This is a genomic window from Posidoniimonas corsicana, from assembly GCF_007859765.1.
Taxonomy (GTDB): Bacteria; Planctomycetota; Planctomycetia; order Pirellulales; family Lacipirellulaceae; genus Posidoniimonas; species Posidoniimonas corsicana.
This window is the reverse complement of record NZ_SIHJ01000001.1, coordinates 1,267,835-1,286,517: the sequence shown is the minus strand read 5'-3', so window position 1 is coordinate 1,286,517 and position 18,683 is coordinate 1,267,835. Positions and strand designations below refer to the sequence as shown.

Below are 18,683 nucleotides of genomic sequence, written 5' to 3'. Positions count from 1 at the left end.
CAGCGCCTACTCTACCTTCTTGCCTCCGCCGACGTTTTGGAAGCGGCTCATCAGGCCCTCGCTGACGATGCCGACTTCCAGCACCAGGCGGGCGATGCGGTTGCGGAGGATGTTGTACGCGGCGATCGCCGGGATGGCGATCATCAGTCCGGCCAGGGTGGTGAACAGCGCGGTCGAGATGTCGCCGGCCAGGTCGCTCGGGTTGGGGGCGCCGCTGGCGGTGGTGGCGATGGTCTGGAACGCGCTGATCATGCCCTGCACGGTGCCCATCAGGCCGATCATCGGGCTGATGGTGCCGATCAGCGCCATGTAGCTCAGGCGGTGCTCGAGCTTCATGTTCTCCTCTTCGCCGACCTCCTGCATGGCCTCGATGGCGTGGGCGTAGCTCTGGCCGCCGGACAGCTTGCCCAGGCCGGCGGAGAGCACCTTGCCGAGGAACGACTCGTCGGCGTTGGCCAGCTCGTAGGCCTCGGTGTACTGCTTGGCGTTGAGGTGCTCCTCGAAGCTCTCGGTGAGCTCGGCCGGCACCACGTTGCCGCGGCTGGCCTGCAGCAGGTTCATGACGAACAACGCGACCAGCGTAAACGAGAGCGCCAGGAACACGATGCTGTAGCCCCAGCCGAGCGAGGTGGCCACCCAGGTCAGGTAGTTCATCTGCTCGATCTGCGCGGCGGCGTTGCCGGCGTCCCCGTCCTGGGCAAGCGCCACGCCGGGCGTGGCGAGCACGCCGATGAGCAACGCGAACGAGAGGGAGCCCGTCAGGCCGCGGGGGCCGAACGGGGCGAGTGGTGACCGCATCTGGTTCTCCTGTGGCTGGGGCGCCAAGGCATCTGTTCCGGTAGAGGTTTCAGTCTAGTCACGCCGCGACAGGCCCGCAAAGCCCGCGGCGGGCGCCCGATGCCCGGCGGCGGGCCCGCGGCGCCAAGACGTAGCAGTTAGGAGGGTGGGGTGAGTCGCACGGCGTGCGGGCCGGCGCTAGCGGTTTGCCCACTTGCTCGACGCGTACTCGGCCTTGAGCGTCTTGCGCGCGTCGAGCGCCTTGGAGGACTGGCCGATCGCTTCCCACAGCTGGCCGAGGTGGTAGAGCGCCTCGGCGTGGGCGGCGGGGTCAGAGTCGTACAGCAGGTCGACGTGCAGGTAGGCGAAGAGCGCCTCCTTGGTGCGGTCGGCCAGCAGGTAGCAGCCGCCCAGGGCGTTGTAGGCGTCGGCGTGCAGCTGCTGCTCCTCGGGGTCGGCCTCGGCGATGACGGAGCGGACCAGCTCCACGCCCTCGTCCACCTTGCCGGTGGCGCCCAGGCTGACCGCTCGGCCAAGCTGCGCGGCCAGCAGCTGAGGCTTGTCGTCGTCGGAGTCGCCGGCCATGGCTTCGGCCTGGGAGAACCGCTGGATGGCTTCATCGTGCTGACCGGCGGCCTGCAGCGTCTTGCCGACCAGCACGGCCGAGCGGATCTTGAACGCGGGCAGGCGGCTCCGGGCGAGCACCTCGTACCGCTTGACCGCGTCGTCGCTTCTGCCGAGCGCGACCAGCATGTCCCCCAGCAGCTCGTTGGCCTCGAGGAAGTGGAAGCTCTGCCGGTTGTTCTTCACAAAGTTGTTCAGCTCGGAGCCGGCGCTGGACACGGATCCCTCGCCCACGAGCGCCTGCTTCGCCCGGCAGTAGGCCGTGTAGAACTCGACCTCCTGCTTGACCTCGTCCCGTTTGAGTGACGCAGCGTCGACCTGCGCTAGGCTCTCCAGCGCCTTGGCGTACGCGCCGCTGAGCGCGTTGACGCGGGCCTTGGTGAGCTCGGACGGCTCGTCGCCGAACTGGATGGTGCGGATCGCGGCGACCGAGATCGGCGTCTCGCGGCCGCTCCGCTCGACCGTCACGCCGAGCGGGCCGACCTGGGTGACCGTGCCGGTCTTGACCCCGGAGGTGGTCTTCACCCGATCGGTCTGAGCGGCCGCGGGTTGCGTGATCAACAGCGCGACCGCTACGGCCGCGAGGTACTGGAGTGGGTGGTTCTTCATGCTGCTGATAAGTGTTTGACGCCGGCCATGCGGCGGGAGGACTCAATGAGCGAAGCGGTGGTGAATTCAGCCAGGCCCGCCGGCTCTTCGCCCTGGGCCCGTTGGATCTTCTTGAGCAGCGTGTCGAAGCGGCTACGCATCGCGGGGCCGCCCAGGTCGGAATACTGCCGCGACAACAGGAGGATTGTCTTGCGGGCGCTGGCGAGCTGTTTGGTCTTCCGGTCGCCGCTGGACTGCATGCCGGCCAGGTACCGGCTGGTGGCGACGTTCAGCCAGGATTCGAAGAACAGATCCCGGTACTCCGGCTTGCTGCGGGCGACCTTGCCGCTGACGCTGGCCAGTTTGCTCCAGCCCCAGATCAGGTTCTTGCCGGTCTGGGGCGACTTGCGGGCGCCGCCGATCGATTGCTGCAGCCGCTCGGGGTCGCCCGACTCGCCCCACTCCTGGAGCGTGTACGCGGCCAGCTTCTGGACGTCGAGCATCATCTCGCGTTCGGCCAAGAGGTCGGTGAACACATCGACCGCCCGGTCGTACTCGCCCAGGCCCCGCAGGGCCGCCCCGAGCTGCATCCGCACCGCCAGCCCCGACGTGGGGCTCGGCATCGAGGCCGGATCGCTCGCGGCGCGGTCCGCGAGGGTTTGAAAGCCGTCGCGGGCGCGCTGGTAGAAGGCGGTGCGTTGCTCGGCGTCGCCATCGCCGAGGCCCTCGGCGAGCTTCAGGAAGGTCTGGGCCATCCACTGCTGCATGGTCCAGTCGGCGCCGTCGCCGGCGTCGCCGATGCGGGAGATGAACTCCGCGAACGCGGAGCTCACCCGCTGCGCGTCGGCGGACTTGCCGGCCTGGTTGAGCTGTTCGATCTGCCGCTGCAGCTGCACGCCGAGGGCGAAGTAGATGCGTGTGAGGGCCGACTTGTCGGCGACGGCGGACTCGAGGGTCTCCATCATCTGCATCGCTTCGGCGGTGCGGGGGGGCGTGACCGACAGGTACGCCTGCAACGCCGTGCGGTACGCCTCGGCCTTGAAGCCTGGGTTGTCGGCGATCGCCGGCGCGTCTTGGTTGGCGAGTGTCAGTGGTCCGAGCTTGGAATCCTCTAGCAGCTTCGCGGCGGACTGTGCGTCGCCCTGGCCGAGCTTGGCCTGGGCGAGGAACAGGGCGCCGGTCGCGCCGGTCGCGTCGACCTGGCCCTGCTCCCTGACCGCCCGGAAGGCGGACTCCAGGGCCGCGATCGCCTGGTCGCGTTGGGCCGGCGTGGCCTCGGCGTTCCCGCCGCGGGCGATTTGTTCCCAGTTGGCCAGCGCGAGCCGCAGTTCGAGCGGCGCGCGGCGTTCCGGGTCGACGCCGGCGAGGACGCTGCGGGCGTCTTCCAAGCGGTTGTCGCGGATTGCGGTTGCTAGCAGCACCTTAAACGCCGAGTCCGCCAGCGGCTCGCCCGCCCAGCGGCGGGTGACAAACTCACTCAAGCGGACCAGGTGGTCGGTGGCGAATTGGGTCGGCTCGCCGGTCTGCTCGGCTTCCGTCCGCAGCTTCTCAAAGGAGGCCATCGCCAGCTTGGCGGCGCTCTCGGCATTGGGGTCGTCCGGGTGCTTGGTGGCGAGGAACTCCGCCAGGGCGGCGCTGCTGAGGTAGTCGCCGGACTCCCAGTAAAGGTAGCTGAGTTTGTTGCGGGCGTCATTGAGGCGGGCGAGCGGGGTCTCGGAATCGGCGAGTCGCAGCGCCTGCCGAAACGCGTCGAGCGCCCGTTGGCTGTCCGCGGCCGTGGGGGCTGCGTCCTGGCCGCCGTTGGCCGCAAGCTGGGCGGCGAACACCGCGTTGAGCGCGTCGACGCCAATCTGGAACGCCTCGTCGAACGTGGCGGCCTGCACCTGCTGGTCGCCGAGTTCTTCGGACAGCGCGGCCAGGCGGAGGCGGGCGTCGGCCTGGTGTTCGTTGAACCCACGCGAGGCTGCGGTGAAATACTGGCGGGCCTGCTTGCGCAGCTCGCGTGAGTCGCCCTGGTCGTCGGTCGAGTCGGCGGCGGAGAGCGCGGCCTCGCCGAGCTGGTGCTTGAGAGCTAGCACGTCGGGCCGCGACTGCTCCTGACGGGGCACGTCGTCTACCCAGTCGGCGCCCCGCTCGAGCGCCTCGTCCGCCTTACCCTGGGCGGTCAGCCCAGCGACCAGGCTTGCCTGCGCCATCCGCACCAGGCGGCGGAGACTGGGGTCTTCGGTCGGCAGTGAAGCCACCACCTCGAAGCAGCCGTCGGCTAGTCGGTGGTCGCCCAGCTCTTGGTAGCAGCGGCCCTCGTACAGGTGGGCGTGGAAGCCGATGCCGGCCGACTGCTGGGTGTCGTACTTCTCGTAGAGCGAGGCGAACTCCTTCGCGGCGTTCTCTAGCGTCTGCTTCCGCTCACGCGAGTCCGACGGGAACGTGTTGGCCAGCTCCGCCAATGCTCTTGCGCTGTCGAACCGCGCCTGCGCGAGTTCGAAGCGGAGCTGCAGCCGCAGCTGCGACGCGTCGCTGCCCGGCTGGACGGATCTGAGGGGCTCGAGGGCCTGTTGGTAGGAGTCTTCCGCCTGGGACAGGTAGCCCCGCGCGTCCTCGATGTCGCGGCGGGCCTGTTTCAGGTCGGCGTTGTTCGCCCGTTGGGGCTGGCGTTCCATAGCCAGCAGGCTGCGGCCTGCCCCGTTCACCAGGGCGCCGGCCAGCTTGACGCTGGCCTCGGCGGCCAGGCGCGGCTCGGCGCCGCCGTTGATGAACTCCTGCAGTTCGCGGCGGGCAGAGGCGACCGCCGCCTGGCGGGCGGAGGAAGAGCTAATGGTCTGCGCCTGTTCGAGCTGAGTCACCGCCCGCTCGTACGGGATCCGCGAGCGGGTTTCGGGCGAGGTGCGGTCCGAAGCGGAGACGAGGTCCAGGTACTCGAGCGTCAGTTCGTAGTTGCCCGCCTGACGCATCGCGTCGAGGAATGCTGCCGTGTCGTCGGCGGCGCTGGACTCGCACGGCTGGAACCACAGCGTCAGCGCCAACGAGAGGGATAGGGAGAATCGCCTGGAGAGCATAGGGGGGACAAGGGGGCAAGCGGCTGTGGCGAGCAGAGTCGTCGCGTGACGCACGCATTCCCTTGACTATAAGCGAAACCAGACGGTTAGCTCCATTAGTTGGCAGAAAGCCGTCCGTTCACTCTTCTGCAGCAATCTGGTTCAAACGATTGTGCAGGCCATCGGGAATGCGCACGTTCTGCAGCAACGCGTCGAGGTCGACCGATTCGGCGGCAGGTGGGGCAGGAGCCTCGCCGCCCACGCGCGAGGCGACGCCCCGCTGGGAGGGGTCGAGCCGGTGCGGGCCGACGAACGCATTGAGGAAGCCGCTGTCCGAGGCGTCCAGCGAAGGAAGGTGGTCTGACATTAAACTGGTTCACTTTCCCAACCGGCGCCGCCATGGAAACCAGCGCCGATCGAATACAAGTTACACGCCCGGGGGGCGTCCCCTCCCTCCCCGGCCGGCCCACACCGCCGAGGCGGCGGGCATGATTCGGCGCGGGCATCAGTCCGCAGCGTTCTGCTGGGCACGCCAGGCAGCACGCGACGCGGGGGTCGGCAGCACTCTCTCAACAAAGCTTACGACACAGCGGCTTGTCGCATGGCTATCGCTTGGAGACGCTGAGGAGGTATTGGCGGAGTCGCCGGCGGGCCCGACTGACGCGTGAGAGCACCGTTCCTAACGGCACGCCCAATTCGTCAGCGGTCTGCTGGTGGGTAAGCTCTCCCACGACAACCAAGAGCAGCGACTCTCGGAGTTCGGGGGACAGCTTGGAGAGTGCGTACTGCATCTCGTCGGTATACTCGTGAGCCAACGGATCCTCGGCCTCGCAAGCGACGTCCATCACACGCTCGCCAGCCGCGACCGGGACTCTCCCGGAACGCCGCCAGCGGTCGACGACACGCCGCCGCAAAATTGCCGCTAGCCAGGCCCGTTCGCCTCGACCCTGCTCGAATCGCTCTCGGCTGGTCCATGCGCTACGCATGGTTTCCTGCACGATGTCCTCCGCGTCGTGCGGCGAACCCACCAGGCGGTAGGCCAGCCGGTACAATGCGGAGGCATGCTCCTCGATCAGGACGTGAAAATCGGCCCTTGATAGCGACACCCGTTGCCTCTCCTATCTGCCTGTTCCGTGCAGATGCTGGAGTATTCCGTGGCCTGCATCTTAGCACGCCACGCTCGTTCCGCACTACGATTCGGAGTTGCGGGCTGGACTATTCCATCTGGCAGAAGAAATTGAGGGAAATCCTGTAATCCCTTATGCCCGTTAGGGTTGTGGAGATGGTGGTGGGCTGGGACAGCCGGGCGTGCAGCGGCGAATACCCACACCGCTCGGCGCCAAGCGGGCTCAGACGGGGTTTCCGTAACTCGTCCCAATGCCGTTGCCTGACTTGAAACTCTAACTCAACCTGAGCTCTAGGATGACCTGCAATCCACTCGGTCACGCAGCGCGACGGTCGTTGGGCGTCGTCGTGGCGTTGTGCCTGTTGGCGACCGAACCCGCTACGGCGCAGCCGCCAGCGCCGACAGTCAACGACCTGGTCTACGCAAAGACCGTGTCCGACAGCGGCGAACCGATCGAGCTGCACCTGGACTTGTGGATGCCGCTGGACCGGTCTGCCAGACCGCGCCCGCTAGTAATCTGGGTCCACGGCGGGGCGTGGCTGGCCGGCAGCTACAACGCTCCGCCCCCGGGGCTGCGGCAGCTCCTGAGACGCGGGTTCGCGGTGGCGTCGGTGCAGTACCGCCTTTCTAGTCAAGCCATTGCGCCCGCGCAGATCCACGACATCAAAGGCGCAGTGCGTTTCCTGCGGGCCAACGCAGCCAGGCGTCAGCTCGATCCCGAGCGGTTCGCCGTGTGGGGGGCGTCGGCCGGCGGGCACCTGGCCGCGCTGCTGGCGACCTCCGGCGGGGTCGCGGAGTCGGAAGGTGACGTCGGCGGCAACGTCGACCAGCCGAGCGGCGTCCAGGCCGCGGTCGACTACTTTGGCCCAACGGACCTGTTGCGGATGCAGACCGACGTGGCGGATCCCCCCGGGAGCGCTATCGATCACGACGCGCCCGACTCGCCAGAGTCGAAACTGCTAGGGTTCACCGGACCCGGTCGGGGGGTAGGTGTGCTCCGCGAGGCTGCCGATAGTCGCCTGACAGAGTTTGCGAGCGAGATTGCCCTGGCGAAGCTGATGAACCCGATCGAGCATGTCGATGCCCACGACCCACCGATTTTCATTGCGCACGGCGAAGACGACAACGTCGTGCCGATTGAGCAGAGTGTGCGGTTGGCCCAGAAACTGGCAGAGGCTGGCGTGCCCCACGAGCTTCAGCGTGTCGCCGGCGCAGGGCACGGGTTTCGAGCCATGTCGGCTGACGTGAATTCGGCGGCCGTCGACTTCCTGGCCGAACGTATCGGCCCGGCCACGCAGAAGCGGCGACAGGCTGACGCCGGTTCTGCCGAGTAGCGTGGGGCGGGTCGCCGCTGCGAGGGGGGCCTGCTAAGCTGCGGGCCCACCATTCGATCCCCTTTAGTCCTTCCGTGCATGTCCGCCGCTGACTCCGCCGTTGCCGCTGCCAAGAAACTCGCCAAGCAGATCGACAAGCTCCGCTTCGCCGAACCGGTGGCGTGCGTCTACAACCCGCTGACCTACGCCTGGGCCGCCCACGAGGCCTACCTCCGCCAGATCCCCGCCGGCGGGGTGCGGGTGCTGATGCTCGGCATGAACCCCGGCCCATGGGGCATGGCTCAGACCGGCGTGCCGTTTGGCCAGGTGGCGTCCGTGCGGGACTGGATGAAGATCGACGCGCCGATCAAGCAGCCCAAGCAGCTGCACCCCAAGCGGCCGATCCAGGGACTGGAGTGCCCGCGGAGCGAGGTCTCTGGCGAGCGGCTCTGGGGGCTGATGCGGGACCGCTTCAAGACGCCCACACTGTTCTTCAAGGAGCACCTGGTCGCCAACTACTGCCCACTGGCGTTCATGGAGGAGTCGGGCCGCAACCGCACGCCCGACCACCTGCCCGCCGAGGAACGCGCGCCGATCGCTGAGTTGTGTGACGCCCACCTCGCCGCGGTGATCGAAGCGGTGCAGCCCGAGTGGGCGGTGGGCGTGGGCCGCTACGCGGAGAAGTGCCTGCAGCGGGTCGCCGGTGACAGGGCGAGGGTCACCACCATCCTGCACCCCAGCCCGGCCAGCCCGGCGGCGAACCGCGGCTGGGCCGCGGCCGCGACTAAGCAGCTCGAGGACGCCGGCGTGTGGTGAGGCCGGCGGCGGTAAGCAGGCAGGCTACCGCGGTGGGCTCAGGCGTCCGCGTCGCGGCGGCCGACGAGGCGCCGGCGGCGCCGTAGTTCTCCCGCCACGTCGAGTACTGATTCTGGCCGATGACGCCGCCGTCCAGGTCGTTCGGCAGCGAGCCGGCGGGCCCACCTAGGCTGTCGCGCCACACGCTGTAGTCGGCTGCGTCGACGAGTCCGTCGTCGTTGTAGTCGCCAGGCAGCAGCAAGCCGATGGCCGCAAGTTGCGCCGGGGTGATCTCAACCCCGGCCTCGTCCATCGCCTCCTGGAAGGCGTAGGAGTCCTGGACGTCGGTCAGCCCATCGAGGTTGAAATCACCCCTCCGCAGGCGGCCCAGGGTGTCGTGTCCGGAGGTGTCCGACTGCCAGACGCTGACGAACGTCCGGACATCGGCGGCCGTGAGCAGCCCGTCCAGGTTGGCGTCGCCGGTAAGCATGGTGAGCGCCGTGTCGAGGTACGCCCGGGCGACTGATGCCTGCTCGTTGAGGTTCCACTCGGAAAGCGTGTCGACGATCGGCCCGTTGCGGCCCCAGAACAGGTCGTAGTGGGTGTTCGGGTCCTGCTTGTTGGCGTTGAGCCACGCCAGCGCTCCGTGCACCGCGGTGCGCCACCGTGGGTCCTTGTCGGTTAGGTAGAGGTCATTCAACGCGTCGACCAGTTCGTAGGCCCAGTAACCCTCATCGTTGATGCGTCCGGTGGCGGAGTCGAAGTACCGGCCGAGGCTCGCCGTGGCGATGCGCTGCGCCTCGGAAAGGTAGCCCGCTTCGGACGTAGCGGCGTACAACTCGAGGTTTGCTGAAATCCCCACGCCAGCCGAGTTGACGATCTCCACGCCCGAGGGCGTTCCCTCTGCGATCAGGTAGCCTTGATTGAATAGCCCGTTGGAGAGCTGGATATGGGAGTTGGCCCATTCGAGCAGTCGGGTCGCGTCGGCAAGGTAGGCCGCCTCGCCGGTTGCCCGGAAGAGCATCGCGGCGCTGCGGGCGCCCTGCAGCGTTGAGATGGCGTCTTTCGACGAGAAGTCGAACTGCTTGAAGTAGATCCCGCCGCCCGCCGCCGTATCCTCGCCCTCGAGGACGAACTTGTAGGTGTCGATTGCCCGCGCGAGGTAGACCGGATCGTCGGTCAGGTTGTAGGCTTCGACCAGGGCGACGGCGATGTGGGCGTTGTCGTCGTAGAAGCGGTCGCCGGCGCCGGCCCCAGAGCGGTACCCGTCGTCCCAGTAGGATCGACGCAACTCGTTGGAGAACTGACGCAGCACGGTCGTGCTGGCGTTGGGCTCGGACTGGAGTAGCGAGTTCAGCACGCGGAACTGCGTGCTGGCGGGCCACACGAACGAACGGCCGTTGATCCCACCCGACTGGCCGCCTCCTAGCGACGCGGTCTCAGCGTATAGGTTCGTGCCCGGGACGCGGAGCGAGCTGTCGATCTCTGTTGCGACCGCTTCTCCCCAGCCCTGCAGCACCGACAACGCGACCGCCTCGCCGACCGACGGCGATGCGGCGAGCAGAACGCACAACGCCGCGAGCCGACGGATTATCAGGGGTGGGCTGGCGGCGATCATCGGATGCACGTCCTGGCCGTGGGGCGCCTGCTCGGGATGGCGCCGCATATTGAGTGGAGGGGGATAGGCCCGGCCAGGTGGGCCGTTGGGGGGAGTCTTTCTCATCGTAACACGGCGCCTCCGGGCCCGCCACGCAATGGACTGGCGCACCGCCGCTAGCGCCCGGCGAGCACGATTCCGGCGGCGCCTGCGGCCAGGACATAGTAGAAGAAGACCCACCAAGTCTTGCGGATGAGCACGCCCTCCTGACCGCTGACGCCGACCACCGCCGACGCGGCGACGATGTTGTGCACGCAGATGGTATTGCCGGCCGCTCCGCCGACCGCCTGCAACGCGACTACCCACAGCGGGTCGGCGCCGATCCGCACCGCGACGTCAAACTGGAACAGCGAGAACATCATGTTGCTGATGGTGTTGCTGCCGGCGACCGCGGCGCCCAGGCCACCGACCGTCGGCGCAACCGTCGGCCAGGCCGATCCGACCACCGACTCGACGCCCGCCGCCAGCGACAGCGGCATCGACTCGTGCCCGGCAGTCCCCCCGCCGCTGAGGATGAACACCTGCACCAGCGGCACCGCAAACAGCAACGCGACCGAGGCCCGAGCGACCGTAGCCGCCGCCGCACGCCACTCGCCGCCGTAGGTCCGCCAAGGACGGCCGCCCCGGCGGTGGAAGGCGGCGAACGCCAGCAGCGACACCACCACGAAAATCGTGCCTGGGGAATAAAGCGGCGCGACGCTGCGCGAGAACGACGCGCCTAGCGGGCTGGCTACCGGGATGACGAACGACGTCAACGCTTGTTTGACGGCCGGTGCGGTTCGCGTCAGAAGCAGCAGGGCCGCCGCCAACGCGTAGGGCGCCCATGCCCACACGGCGCTGATGGGCACCGTCGGGGCGTCCTGCTCAACGGCATCAGTATGCGAGTGCGGCGTGGTTGGTTCGAAACGCCACGGCGAATCGGCGTAGCTCCTGAAGAAGCCAAGCTTCAATGCCAACGCGACGACGACCAGCCCAACCAAGCCCCCTGCCAACGCGGGGAATTCAGGCCCAAGCAGCCAGGCCGCCGCCAGGTACGGCACGGTCATCGCTAGTGCGGCGAAGAGGGCGAACGGCCAAACCGATAGCCCGTCGCGGAACGAGCGGTTAGGGCCGAAGAATCGCGTCATCAGCGCTGTCATTAGGAGCGGGACCAGCGTGCCGATCGCCGCGTGTAGCACCGCCACGCGTAGACCGATCGCCTGCAGGAACCCGCGCCAGTCGGCTTCCGATGCGTACCCCAGCGATGCCGCGTACTGCTGAACCTCCGGGCTGCCCGACAGTCCGGTGGAGACCCCCACCAGGATCGGCGTCCCCGCCGCCCCGAACGACACCGGCGTACACTGGATCGCCAGCCCCGCGAAGACCGCCGCCAGCGGCGGGAACCCAAGCCCGACCAGCAGCGGCGCCGCTAGCGCGGCGGGAGTGCCGAAGCCCGACGAGCCTTCCACAAAGGATCCGAACAGCCACGCGACCACAATCACCTGCACGCGTTGATCGGGCGAGGCATTCGACACGCTGCTGCGGATCGCCTGCATCGCGCCGGTGCACTCCAGCGTGCGGAGCAGAAGCACCGCGCCGAAGACGATCAGCAGGATTTCGGCCGTGATTGTGAGCCCCTTAACCGAAGCGGCGGTGACCTGCGCGGCTGAAACGTCCCACACACCAGCAGCCAGCGCGACCACGCACACGTACCCGACCGGCATCGCGAACTTGGCGGGCGTGCGGAACCCTACCAGCAGCACGCCGACAACAATCAGCGGCAGCGCGGCGAGGATGCTGAGGCCAATGTCGCCCATCCAGGACTGGTCCCTGCCCCGGTCGGGGCGTAGGCGTTGGGGTCCGCTTGGATTCTGAGAGCCGAGGGGCCCTAATGGTTGTTGATGGTCACGCCCGGCCAGTCGTCGGTGCGGAACGGAGTGAGCGGCAGGTGGGCGCCGTCGTAGACGTTGACCACCGGGTTGTTGCCCCAGCCGTAGCGAACCGCCGCCGGCTCACTGACCTCGTCGCTCCAGACCTCGATCCGGTCGCCGTCGACAACCTTCGCCTGGGCCCAGACAAACTTCTTGTCGGTCCCGGCGATGGCGAAGCCGACCGGGTCGTTGGTGTCGAACGGCCGCAGGCCGCCGTCAACGTGGTCGAAGCTCAGAACGGCCTTGCCGTCGGCGACCTCCATCGAGCTGAACCGCGGGCTCCGATGGGCAATCTCGTAGCCGTAGTCGTTGGCGAGCGCCAACCGGGCCAGACGGTTGCCGACATCCCGCTTGTTACGGGGGTGGATGTCGCGGCCCTCGCCGATGTCGATGATCACCGCCTCGCCCGTGTTGGGCAGCTTGTCTTGGGTCATCGTCTGGGCCTCGCGGAGCTCGGCCCAGCCGCTCTCTTCGGGCTGGTCGGATTCGCCCATGAAGTCGGCCAGCTGCACCCAATAGAACGGGAAGTCGCCCTGGCCCCACTCCTCACGCCAGTTGGAGATCATCAGTGGGAAGAGCTCGCGGTACTGATACGAGCGTCCTGCGTTGGTCTCGCCCTGGTACCAGATGGCGCCGCGGATCCCGTAGCCGAGGTGGCTCTTGAGGACGCCGTTGTAAATGTTAGCCGGCCGGGCGTTGCCACGCATGTTGCGCCGCAGGTCCCGCAGGCGCCGCCGCTGCTCGTCGGTCGGCTCGTCTACCGTCGCGAGTTCATCGTACTCTGACTCCATCTGTTCCCAACGCTCCATCAGCTTGTCGAACCCGGCCTGCTTGATCTCGTCTCGGTTGATCCAGGCCTCGCACGCCGAGCCGCCCCATGCGTTGTTGATCATGCCGACGGGCACGCCGAGGGTCTCCTGCAACTGCTTGCCGAAGTAGTAGCCCACCGCCGAGAAGTTCCCGATGTTGTCCTGCGAGCTGAGCATCCAACGGCGGTCGTCGTGCGAGAAGATCGGCTCCTGCACGCCCACCTGTGGGAAGTTGATCATCCGCAGCTTGGGGTTGTTTGCGACCAGTTTCTCGAGGTCGGCGTCGTAACTGTTGTTGATACTCCACTGCATGTTGGATTGGCCGGAGCAGACCCACACCTCGCCGACCAGCACGTCGTTCACGGCGACCTCGTTTTTGCCCTTGGCCAGCAGCGTGTGGGGGCCGCCGGCGTCCAACGAGTCGAGCTCAACCGACCACAGTCCCTCTTCGTCGGCGGTCGCCTCGTGCGACTGATCCGCGATCGTCACGCGCACGCTCTCGCCCGGCTCCGCCTGGCCCCACACCTTGTTCGCCTGGTTCCGCTGCAGCACCATGTGGTCGCTGAAGATGTTGGGAAGCTTGACGTCCGCCAGGGCGGGCGCCGGCAACAGGGCCGCCGCCGCGGCAGCAGCAAGGAGGCATACGCCGGTGCGGGCAGCCAGTCGAGCAAGGTATGAGCGAAGCATGCAGAATTCCCCTGTGATCATCGTGTGGGCGCGGCCCAGACGGCGCCGCCGGCGGCCATTGTAGCCGAGGGTCGCGCGCCAAGCGAACTACCGCGAGGAACCGGTGCTCGGATCGGGGAAGGCTAGTTGGCGGCGGGGCCTTCGCCGCCGTTCGCCAGGTGCTTGCGGAGGTAGGAGGCGCGTTCGATCGCGCGGTCCGACGAGTCCAGCTCCATGCCGGCAAGCTTCTGCAGATGGGCGGGCTGGGTGTGGATGAAGAGCTTGTTGATGGTGGGCGTCTCGACGTCCTTGATCAGGCCCAGGTTGATGCCTAGGCGGACGCTGGAGAGCAGGTGCAGCGTCTCTTCGCTGGTGATGGTCTGCGCGGTGCGGAGGATCCCGTACGCGCGGCTGACGCGGTCGTGCAGGGTCTCTTGGCTCTCACGGATCAGGAAGTCGCGGGCCTGGCGTTCGTAGTCCAGCAGCACCGGGACCACGTCGGCCACCTTCTTGGTCAGCTCTTCTTCGCTCAGCCCGAGGGTCACCTGATTGCTGATCTGGTAGAAGTCGCCCATCGCCTGCGAGCCCTCGCCGTACAGGCCACGCACCGCCAGACTGATCTTCTGCAGGCTGCGGAACACCTTGTCGATCTGCCGCGTGATCACCAGCGCCGGCAGGTGGACCATGACGCTCACCCGCGCGCCGGTGCCGACATTCGTGGGGCAGGCGGTTAGGTAACCGAGCTTGTCGCTGTAGGCGTAGGTGACCTGCTCCTCGATCAGGTCGTCCAGCCGGTTGGCGGCCTCCCAGGTAGCCTGCAGGTCGAGCCCGCTGCGCATCACCTGAATCCGCAGGTGGTCCTCCTCGTTGACCATCACGCTGAATTGCTCCTGCGGGTCGACCGCCACGGCGCGGGCACCCTCGCTGTCGGCCAGTTCGCGGCTGATCAGCTGCCGCTCGACCAGGAACCGCCGATCCAGCTCGGCCAGCTCGCCCACGTCCAGGAACGTGAGGTTGCGGGGCAGCCGGTCCTCGGCCTGCAGAGCCTCGATGCGCTCGCGGAGGATCCGCTCGATCTCCGCCCGGTCAACTTCGGTCGCCTTGGCGATGAAGGGGAACTCGGCCAGGTTGCGGGCCAACCGCACGCGGCTGCTTACGACGATGTCCGGCTCGGGGCCCGTGCCCCGCAGCCATTCGCCGCAGCTCTGCGCAAGTTCGTTGAGGTCGAGGCCCATAGGTCGCTAGCGTTTGGGGGCGGGTGGATGGAACCAGGAGGGAGGAGGGCGGCGTCCGCTACGAGGCGCGGGCGCCCTCGATCGACTTGATCTCGTCGCGGAGCTCGGACGCGCGCTCGTAGTTCTCTTCCGCCACGGCCTGCTTCATCTCGCGTCGCAGCCGGATGAGCTGGGTCTGCTGCTCGGCGTCCTGAACGCTGTGCCGGGGCGATTTGCCGACGTGATGCGTCTCTCCGTGGATGTTCACCAGCAGCGGCTCGAGCTCACGGGTGAAGTGGGCGTAGTCGTGGGGGCAGCCCAGCCGGCCCTGCTTGCGGAACTCCAGGAAACTGATCCCGCAGAACGGGCAGACTCGCTCGTCGAGCCGCGCGAGGTCCTCGGCGGTTTCCCCCACCGCCGCCTGGGCAATCAGGCCTGCCATAGCGGGGATGACCTCGTTGGACTCCTCTTCCTCGGGCGACAAGAACGTGTGGGCGCACTGCTCACACAGGTGCAGCTCCTTGGGCTCGCCGTCCACCAGGTCGGTGATGTGGAACGTAGCCGGTTTCTCGCAGCGTTGGCATTTCATAGGTCGGCGCTCGGCGTTTGGTTCGCGGCGGGTGGGAGGGGGGAATCTGCCCTGGAATGGATGATCCGCGCGAACCCTCACGGCACAGGCGATTCTATAGAGGGCCCCCCCAGTGTCAAGGCAACTTACGCCGGCTGAGATCTTCGCAACCCCTAGCGGCGCAAGCAATAAGGGCGAGCCGCAGGGCCGTTGTCCCGCTCGCTTGCTGGCTGCTAAAGTAGGGGCTTCGACCAGGCGACTTCACCCCTCAACCCTGACGCTGCACGTGCACCACCCCTGCCCCGCCGATTTCAAGCAGCTGGCCTCTACCGCCGACTACGTCCCCGTGTTCCGGCGGCTGGTGAGCGACTCGCTGACGCCCGTTTCTGCGTTCGATCGGCTCGACGAGGGCGCCTCCGCCTGCCTGTTTGAGAGCGTAATCGGCGGTGAGAAGGTCGGCCGGTACAGCTTTGTCGCGGGCGACCCGTTTCGGATGATCGAGGCCCACCGCGACCGGGTGGTGATCACGGACTTCCACCGGCCTGCGGACGAGACCCCCAAGCCTCCCACGACCGCCGAGCAGCAGTCCGACAACCCGCTGGAATTGCTTCGCGAGCATGTGCAGGCGGTCCGTGTCGCCAAGCTGCCGGGCCTGCCCCCGTTTGTGGGCGGCGCGGTTGGCTACGCGGGGTACGACACCGTCCGGTACGTGGAGCACCTGCCCGACGCGCCGGAAGACGACCGAGAGCTTCCCGACCTGTCGTTCGCGTTCTTCGACCACATGGTGGTGTTCGACAATGTCAGCAAGACCGTCTACGTGATCGCCTTAGCAGACGTGTCGGGCGCGTCGAACGACGCGCAGCTGGCCGCGGCGCAGCAGGAGGCCGCCGCGCGGGTCGATCGGTTGGTGGATCGCCTATCGGTTCCCGCTAGCACTCTCACCCCTGAAGACATCGACACCACCGGCGGAGTCGACCTGCCCTACGAGTCCAACTTCACCCAGGACGGGTTCCAGGCGGCGGTGGAGAAGTGCGTCGAGTACATTCGCGCGGGCGACATCTTCCAGGTGGTGATCAGCCAGCGGCTACAGACGCCGCTCGAGCAGTCGCCGCTGGAGGTGTACCGCACGCTGAGGGTGGTGAACCCCAGCCCGTTCATGTTCCTGTTACGCTCGCCGTCCTGCACGCTGGTGGGCAGCTCGCCGGAGATCATGGTGCGGGTCGTTGACGGCAGGGTAACCGTGCGCCCCCTGGCCGGCACCCGCCCGCGGGGCGCGGACGACGAGGAGGACCGTCGCCTGGGCGAGGAGCTGCTGGCCGACCCCAAGGAGCGGGCCGAGCACGTCATGCTGGTCGACCTGGGACGCAACGACGTCGGGCGGGTCGCGCGGTACGGCAGCGTCGAGATCTCCGACGTGATGGTCATCGAACGCTACAGCCACGTGATGCACATCACTTCGAACGTGAACGGGCAGCTGAAGGAGGGCGCCGACGCGTTCGACGCCCTGGCCGCCTGCCTGCCAGCCGGCACGGTCTCGGGGGCGCCGAAGGTGCGGGCGATGGAGGTCATCGACGAGCTGGAGCCCCACCGCCGCGGGCCATACGCCGGCGCCGTGGGCTACTTCGACTTCGCCGGCAACCTGGACACGTGCATCGCCCTGCGGACCATCGTCATCAAGGGCGACACCGCCTACGTGCAGGCGGGCGCCGGCATCGTGGCCGACAGCGTCCCCTCCGCGGAGTACCAGGAAACGCTCAACAAGGCCCGCGGACTTCTCAAGGCGATCGAGATCACCAACCGCCGTGGCAAGCATGCGTAGCATTGGGGCACGCCGGCCGATCTGTGATTGGCCTTTCCCAAGGGCCGCGATCTTGATACAGAATCGCATCTATCGGCGGGCACGCGCAGAGGCTCGCTGCTAGCACTGGTCTCGCTGGTTCGATCGCGGCGTAGCTCTGATGAAGCTCAACGGTCCCCTCATCACGCGCGTCGCCAGCTGGCCCTTTTCGCTATCGATCCGTTCGTGGATGAGCACGCTGCGGTACCGGGTGCTGTACGAGGACCCCTCGGTCGACCCGCTGTTGGCGCCCGGCGAGCCGCGCATCTACGTCTTCTGGCACGAGAACATCCTGCTGCCGCTGGTGAAGCGCGGCGGCTGTCACCTGACGATGCTGCTGAGCCAGCACCGCGACGCGGACATCCTCGCGCGGATCGCCGACCGTTTCTCCTTCGAGTGCGTGCGCGGCAGCACCTACCGCGGCGCTACCGGCGCATTGCGTCAGCTCGCCGCCCACAGCAAGGACCATCACCTCACCATCACCCCCGACGGCCCCCGTGGCCCTCGGCGTCGGCTGGCCCAGGGGCCGGTCTACCTGGCGTCGAAGCTGCGGATGCCAATCGTCTGCCTGGGGATCGGCTACGACCGCCCGTGGCGGCTGCGCAGCTGGGACCGCTTCGCCGTCCCCCGCCCGTTTAGCCGGGCGCGTGCCGTGGTCAGCGGAGCGATCCGGGTGCCTGCCGAATTGGACCGCGAAGGAATTGAGAGCTGGCGGGTGCAGATCGAACAACGGCTGAACAACGCTACCCACGACGCGGAGCAGTGGGCCGAATCCGGCGCGAACCGTCCTGGTGAGCGGCCGATCCGCACCGGCGCCGGCTACCGCCCTTCCCGCGGCTGCGCGGTCGACGAAGACCGGCAAGCGGCCTAGCGCGGCGCCAAGCTACCACCGAGCGGCGCGATCGGTTATCTCTAGGGGGACCCCGCCGCCGCACCATCTACCCTGAGGGACCCGCCATGGGCAGCTTGAACGAGGGCATCAAGACATTCAACTCCACGGTTCGCACCCTGATCGCCGCGGTGGTGGTTGGCGGCGCCGGGCTGGTCGGCTACCAAGCGTACGACGTCTACAACGAGCCGAACAAACGCCTCCAAGAGCAGGAGGCGAAGCTGCAGCAGGCGCTGGGCGACCTGCAGGCCACCCAGAGCAGGGTAGAGGAGCAGCAGCAGGAACTAGCCGAGAAGACGCTGAAGATTGATCAGCTCGAAACGGCCCGCTACTTGTTAAAGGTTGATCAGCGGATCGCCGAGCTGCGGGTGCTCTCGCAGACGCCCGGGCCCGAGGAGGGGGACCCGGTGGTCACGACCGTGGAGTTCGTCGAGACCGACCCCGAGGGAAAGCAGATTGGCAAGCCGCAGCGATTCGACGTCCCGGGCGAGCAGGTTTATTTGGAGTACTTGGTCGTCAAATTCGACGACGAGTACGTAGAGCAGGCGCACCTCGAGAAGGGCACGGCCATCTGCCTGTTCCGCCGGTTGTTCGGCAGCGCTCAGAAGCCCGAGGAAGGGTTCCCACTCGACTCACCCAACACGCGGCCGACCGCCTACGCCCGCGGCGAGCGGATGTCGGAGTTCGAGGAGCAGCTCTGGGCCGATTTCTGGGCCCTGGCGCACGACCCGGATCGGCTGGCCGAGCTGGGCATCCGAAACGCGCAGTCCAACTCACCAGCGATCGTGGCCCGTCCCGGCGCCCGCTACCTGCTGGAGCTGCGATCGACGGGAGACCTCACGCTGAAGTATGTTGCGGAGTAGACGAACGCGACC

Annotated in this window: 15 protein-coding genes; 5 read left to right on the top strand and 10 right to left on the bottom strand. The window is 67.5% G+C overall.

The window, feature by feature from the left end:
* Window positions 1–6: 6 nt before the first annotated feature.
* From KOR34_RS04870 to KOR34_RS04850, 5 genes are all read right to left on the bottom strand, one after another.
* Window positions 7–798: a MotA/TolQ/ExbB proton channel family protein gene (locus KOR34_RS04870; protein ID WP_146562712.1), complete on the bottom strand. Its 792-nt coding sequence runs from the start codon at window positions 796–798 to the stop codon at window positions 7–9.
* Window positions 799–975: 177 nt separating this feature from the next.
* Entirely contained in the window at window positions 976–2,010 is a 1,035-nt protein-coding gene (locus KOR34_RS04865; protein WP_146562710.1) for a tetratricopeptide repeat protein, read from the bottom strand.
* The gene (locus KOR34_RS04860) at window positions 2,007–5,045 is read right to left on the bottom strand and encodes a hypothetical protein (protein WP_146562708.1); all 3,039 of its coding nucleotides are present in this window, start codon (window positions 5,043–5,045) and stop codon (window positions 2,007–2,009) included. The genes KOR34_RS04865 and KOR34_RS04860 overlap by 4 nt, the downstream gene beginning before the upstream one ends.
* A gap of 118 nt (window positions 5,046–5,163) precedes the next feature.
* A complete protein-coding gene (locus KOR34_RS04855; RefSeq protein WP_146562706.1) occupies window positions 5,164–5,391 on the bottom strand; it encodes a hypothetical protein in 228 nt (75 codons plus the stop codon).
* A gap of 238 nt (window positions 5,392–5,629) precedes the next feature.
* Window positions 5,630–6,130 carry an RNA polymerase sigma factor gene (locus tag KOR34_RS04850; protein ID WP_146562704.1) on the bottom strand — a complete coding sequence of 167 codons (501 nt, stop codon included), beginning with the start codon at window positions 6,128–6,130 and terminating at the stop codon, window positions 5,630–5,632.
* 316 nt (window positions 6,131–6,446) lie between these two features.
* Here KOR34_RS04850 and KOR34_RS04845 point away from each other — a divergent pair, with 316 nt between their 5' ends.
* The gene (locus KOR34_RS04845; protein WP_146562702.1) at window positions 6,447–7,484 is read left to right on the top strand and encodes an alpha/beta hydrolase; all 1,038 of its coding nucleotides are present in this window, start codon (window positions 6,447–6,449) and stop codon (window positions 7,482–7,484) included.
* A 78-nt stretch (window positions 7,485–7,562) separates the two neighbouring features.
* Window positions 7,563–8,279 carry a uracil-DNA glycosylase family protein gene (locus tag KOR34_RS04840; RefSeq protein WP_146562700.1) on the top strand — a complete coding sequence of 239 codons (717 nt, stop codon included), beginning with the start codon at window positions 7,563–7,565 and terminating at the stop codon, window positions 8,277–8,279.
* Here KOR34_RS04840 and KOR34_RS04835 read toward each other — a convergent pair.
* The 5 genes from KOR34_RS04835 to KOR34_RS04815 all read right to left on the bottom strand — a co-directional run bounded on the left by KOR34_RS04835 (window position 8,248) and on the right by KOR34_RS04815 (window position 15,103).
* Window positions 8,248–9,924: a glycoside hydrolase family 76 protein gene (locus KOR34_RS04835; RefSeq protein ID WP_197531149.1), complete on the bottom strand. Its 1,677-nt coding sequence runs from the start codon at window positions 9,922–9,924 to the stop codon at window positions 8,248–8,250. The two genes, KOR34_RS04840 and KOR34_RS04835, sit on opposite strands and share 32 nt — an antisense overlap.
* Before the next feature lie 107 nt (window positions 9,925–10,031).
* Window positions 10,032–11,711 (bottom strand): L-lactate permease, encoded by a 1,680-nt coding sequence (locus KOR34_RS04830; protein ID WP_146562697.1) that lies wholly within the window; start codon window positions 11,709–11,711, stop codon window positions 10,032–10,034.
* Window positions 11,712–11,782: 71 nt separating this feature from the next.
* On the bottom strand, window positions 11,783–13,321 hold the full coding sequence (locus tag KOR34_RS04825; protein ID WP_146562694.1) for a sialate O-acetylesterase: 1,539 nt from the start codon (window positions 13,319–13,321) through the stop codon (window positions 11,783–11,785).
* A 122-nt stretch (window positions 13,322–13,443) separates the two neighbouring features.
* Window positions 13,444–14,535, bottom strand: a complete 1,092-nt coding sequence (locus KOR34_RS04820; RefSeq protein WP_146562692.1) for a protein arginine kinase — start codon at window positions 14,533–14,535, stop codon at window positions 13,444–13,446.
* A 58-nt stretch (window positions 14,536–14,593) separates the two neighbouring features.
* Window positions 14,594–15,103, bottom strand: a complete 510-nt coding sequence (locus KOR34_RS04815) for a UvrB/UvrC motif-containing protein (RefSeq protein WP_146562690.1) — start codon at window positions 15,101–15,103, stop codon at window positions 14,594–14,596.
* 265 nt (window positions 15,104–15,368) lie between these two features.
* Between KOR34_RS04815 and trpE the strand changes: the two genes are divergently transcribed.
* From trpE to KOR34_RS04800, 3 genes are all read left to right on the top strand, one after another.
* The gene (gene trpE / locus KOR34_RS04810) at window positions 15,369–16,901 is read left to right on the top strand and encodes an anthranilate synthase component I (RefSeq protein ID WP_146562688.1); all 1,533 of its coding nucleotides are present in this window, start codon (window positions 15,369–15,371) and stop codon (window positions 16,899–16,901) included.
* A gap of 139 nt (window positions 16,902–17,040) precedes the next feature.
* The gene (locus tag KOR34_RS04805) at window positions 17,041–17,790 is read left to right on the top strand and encodes a lysophospholipid acyltransferase family protein (RefSeq protein WP_146562686.1); all 750 of its coding nucleotides are present in this window, start codon (window positions 17,041–17,043) and stop codon (window positions 17,788–17,790) included.
* A gap of 86 nt (window positions 17,791–17,876) precedes the next feature.
* A complete protein-coding gene (locus KOR34_RS04800; RefSeq protein ID WP_146562685.1) occupies window positions 17,877–18,671 on the top strand; it encodes a hypothetical protein in 795 nt (264 codons plus the stop codon).
* The last annotated feature ends 12 nt before the right edge of the window (window positions 18,672–18,683 follow it).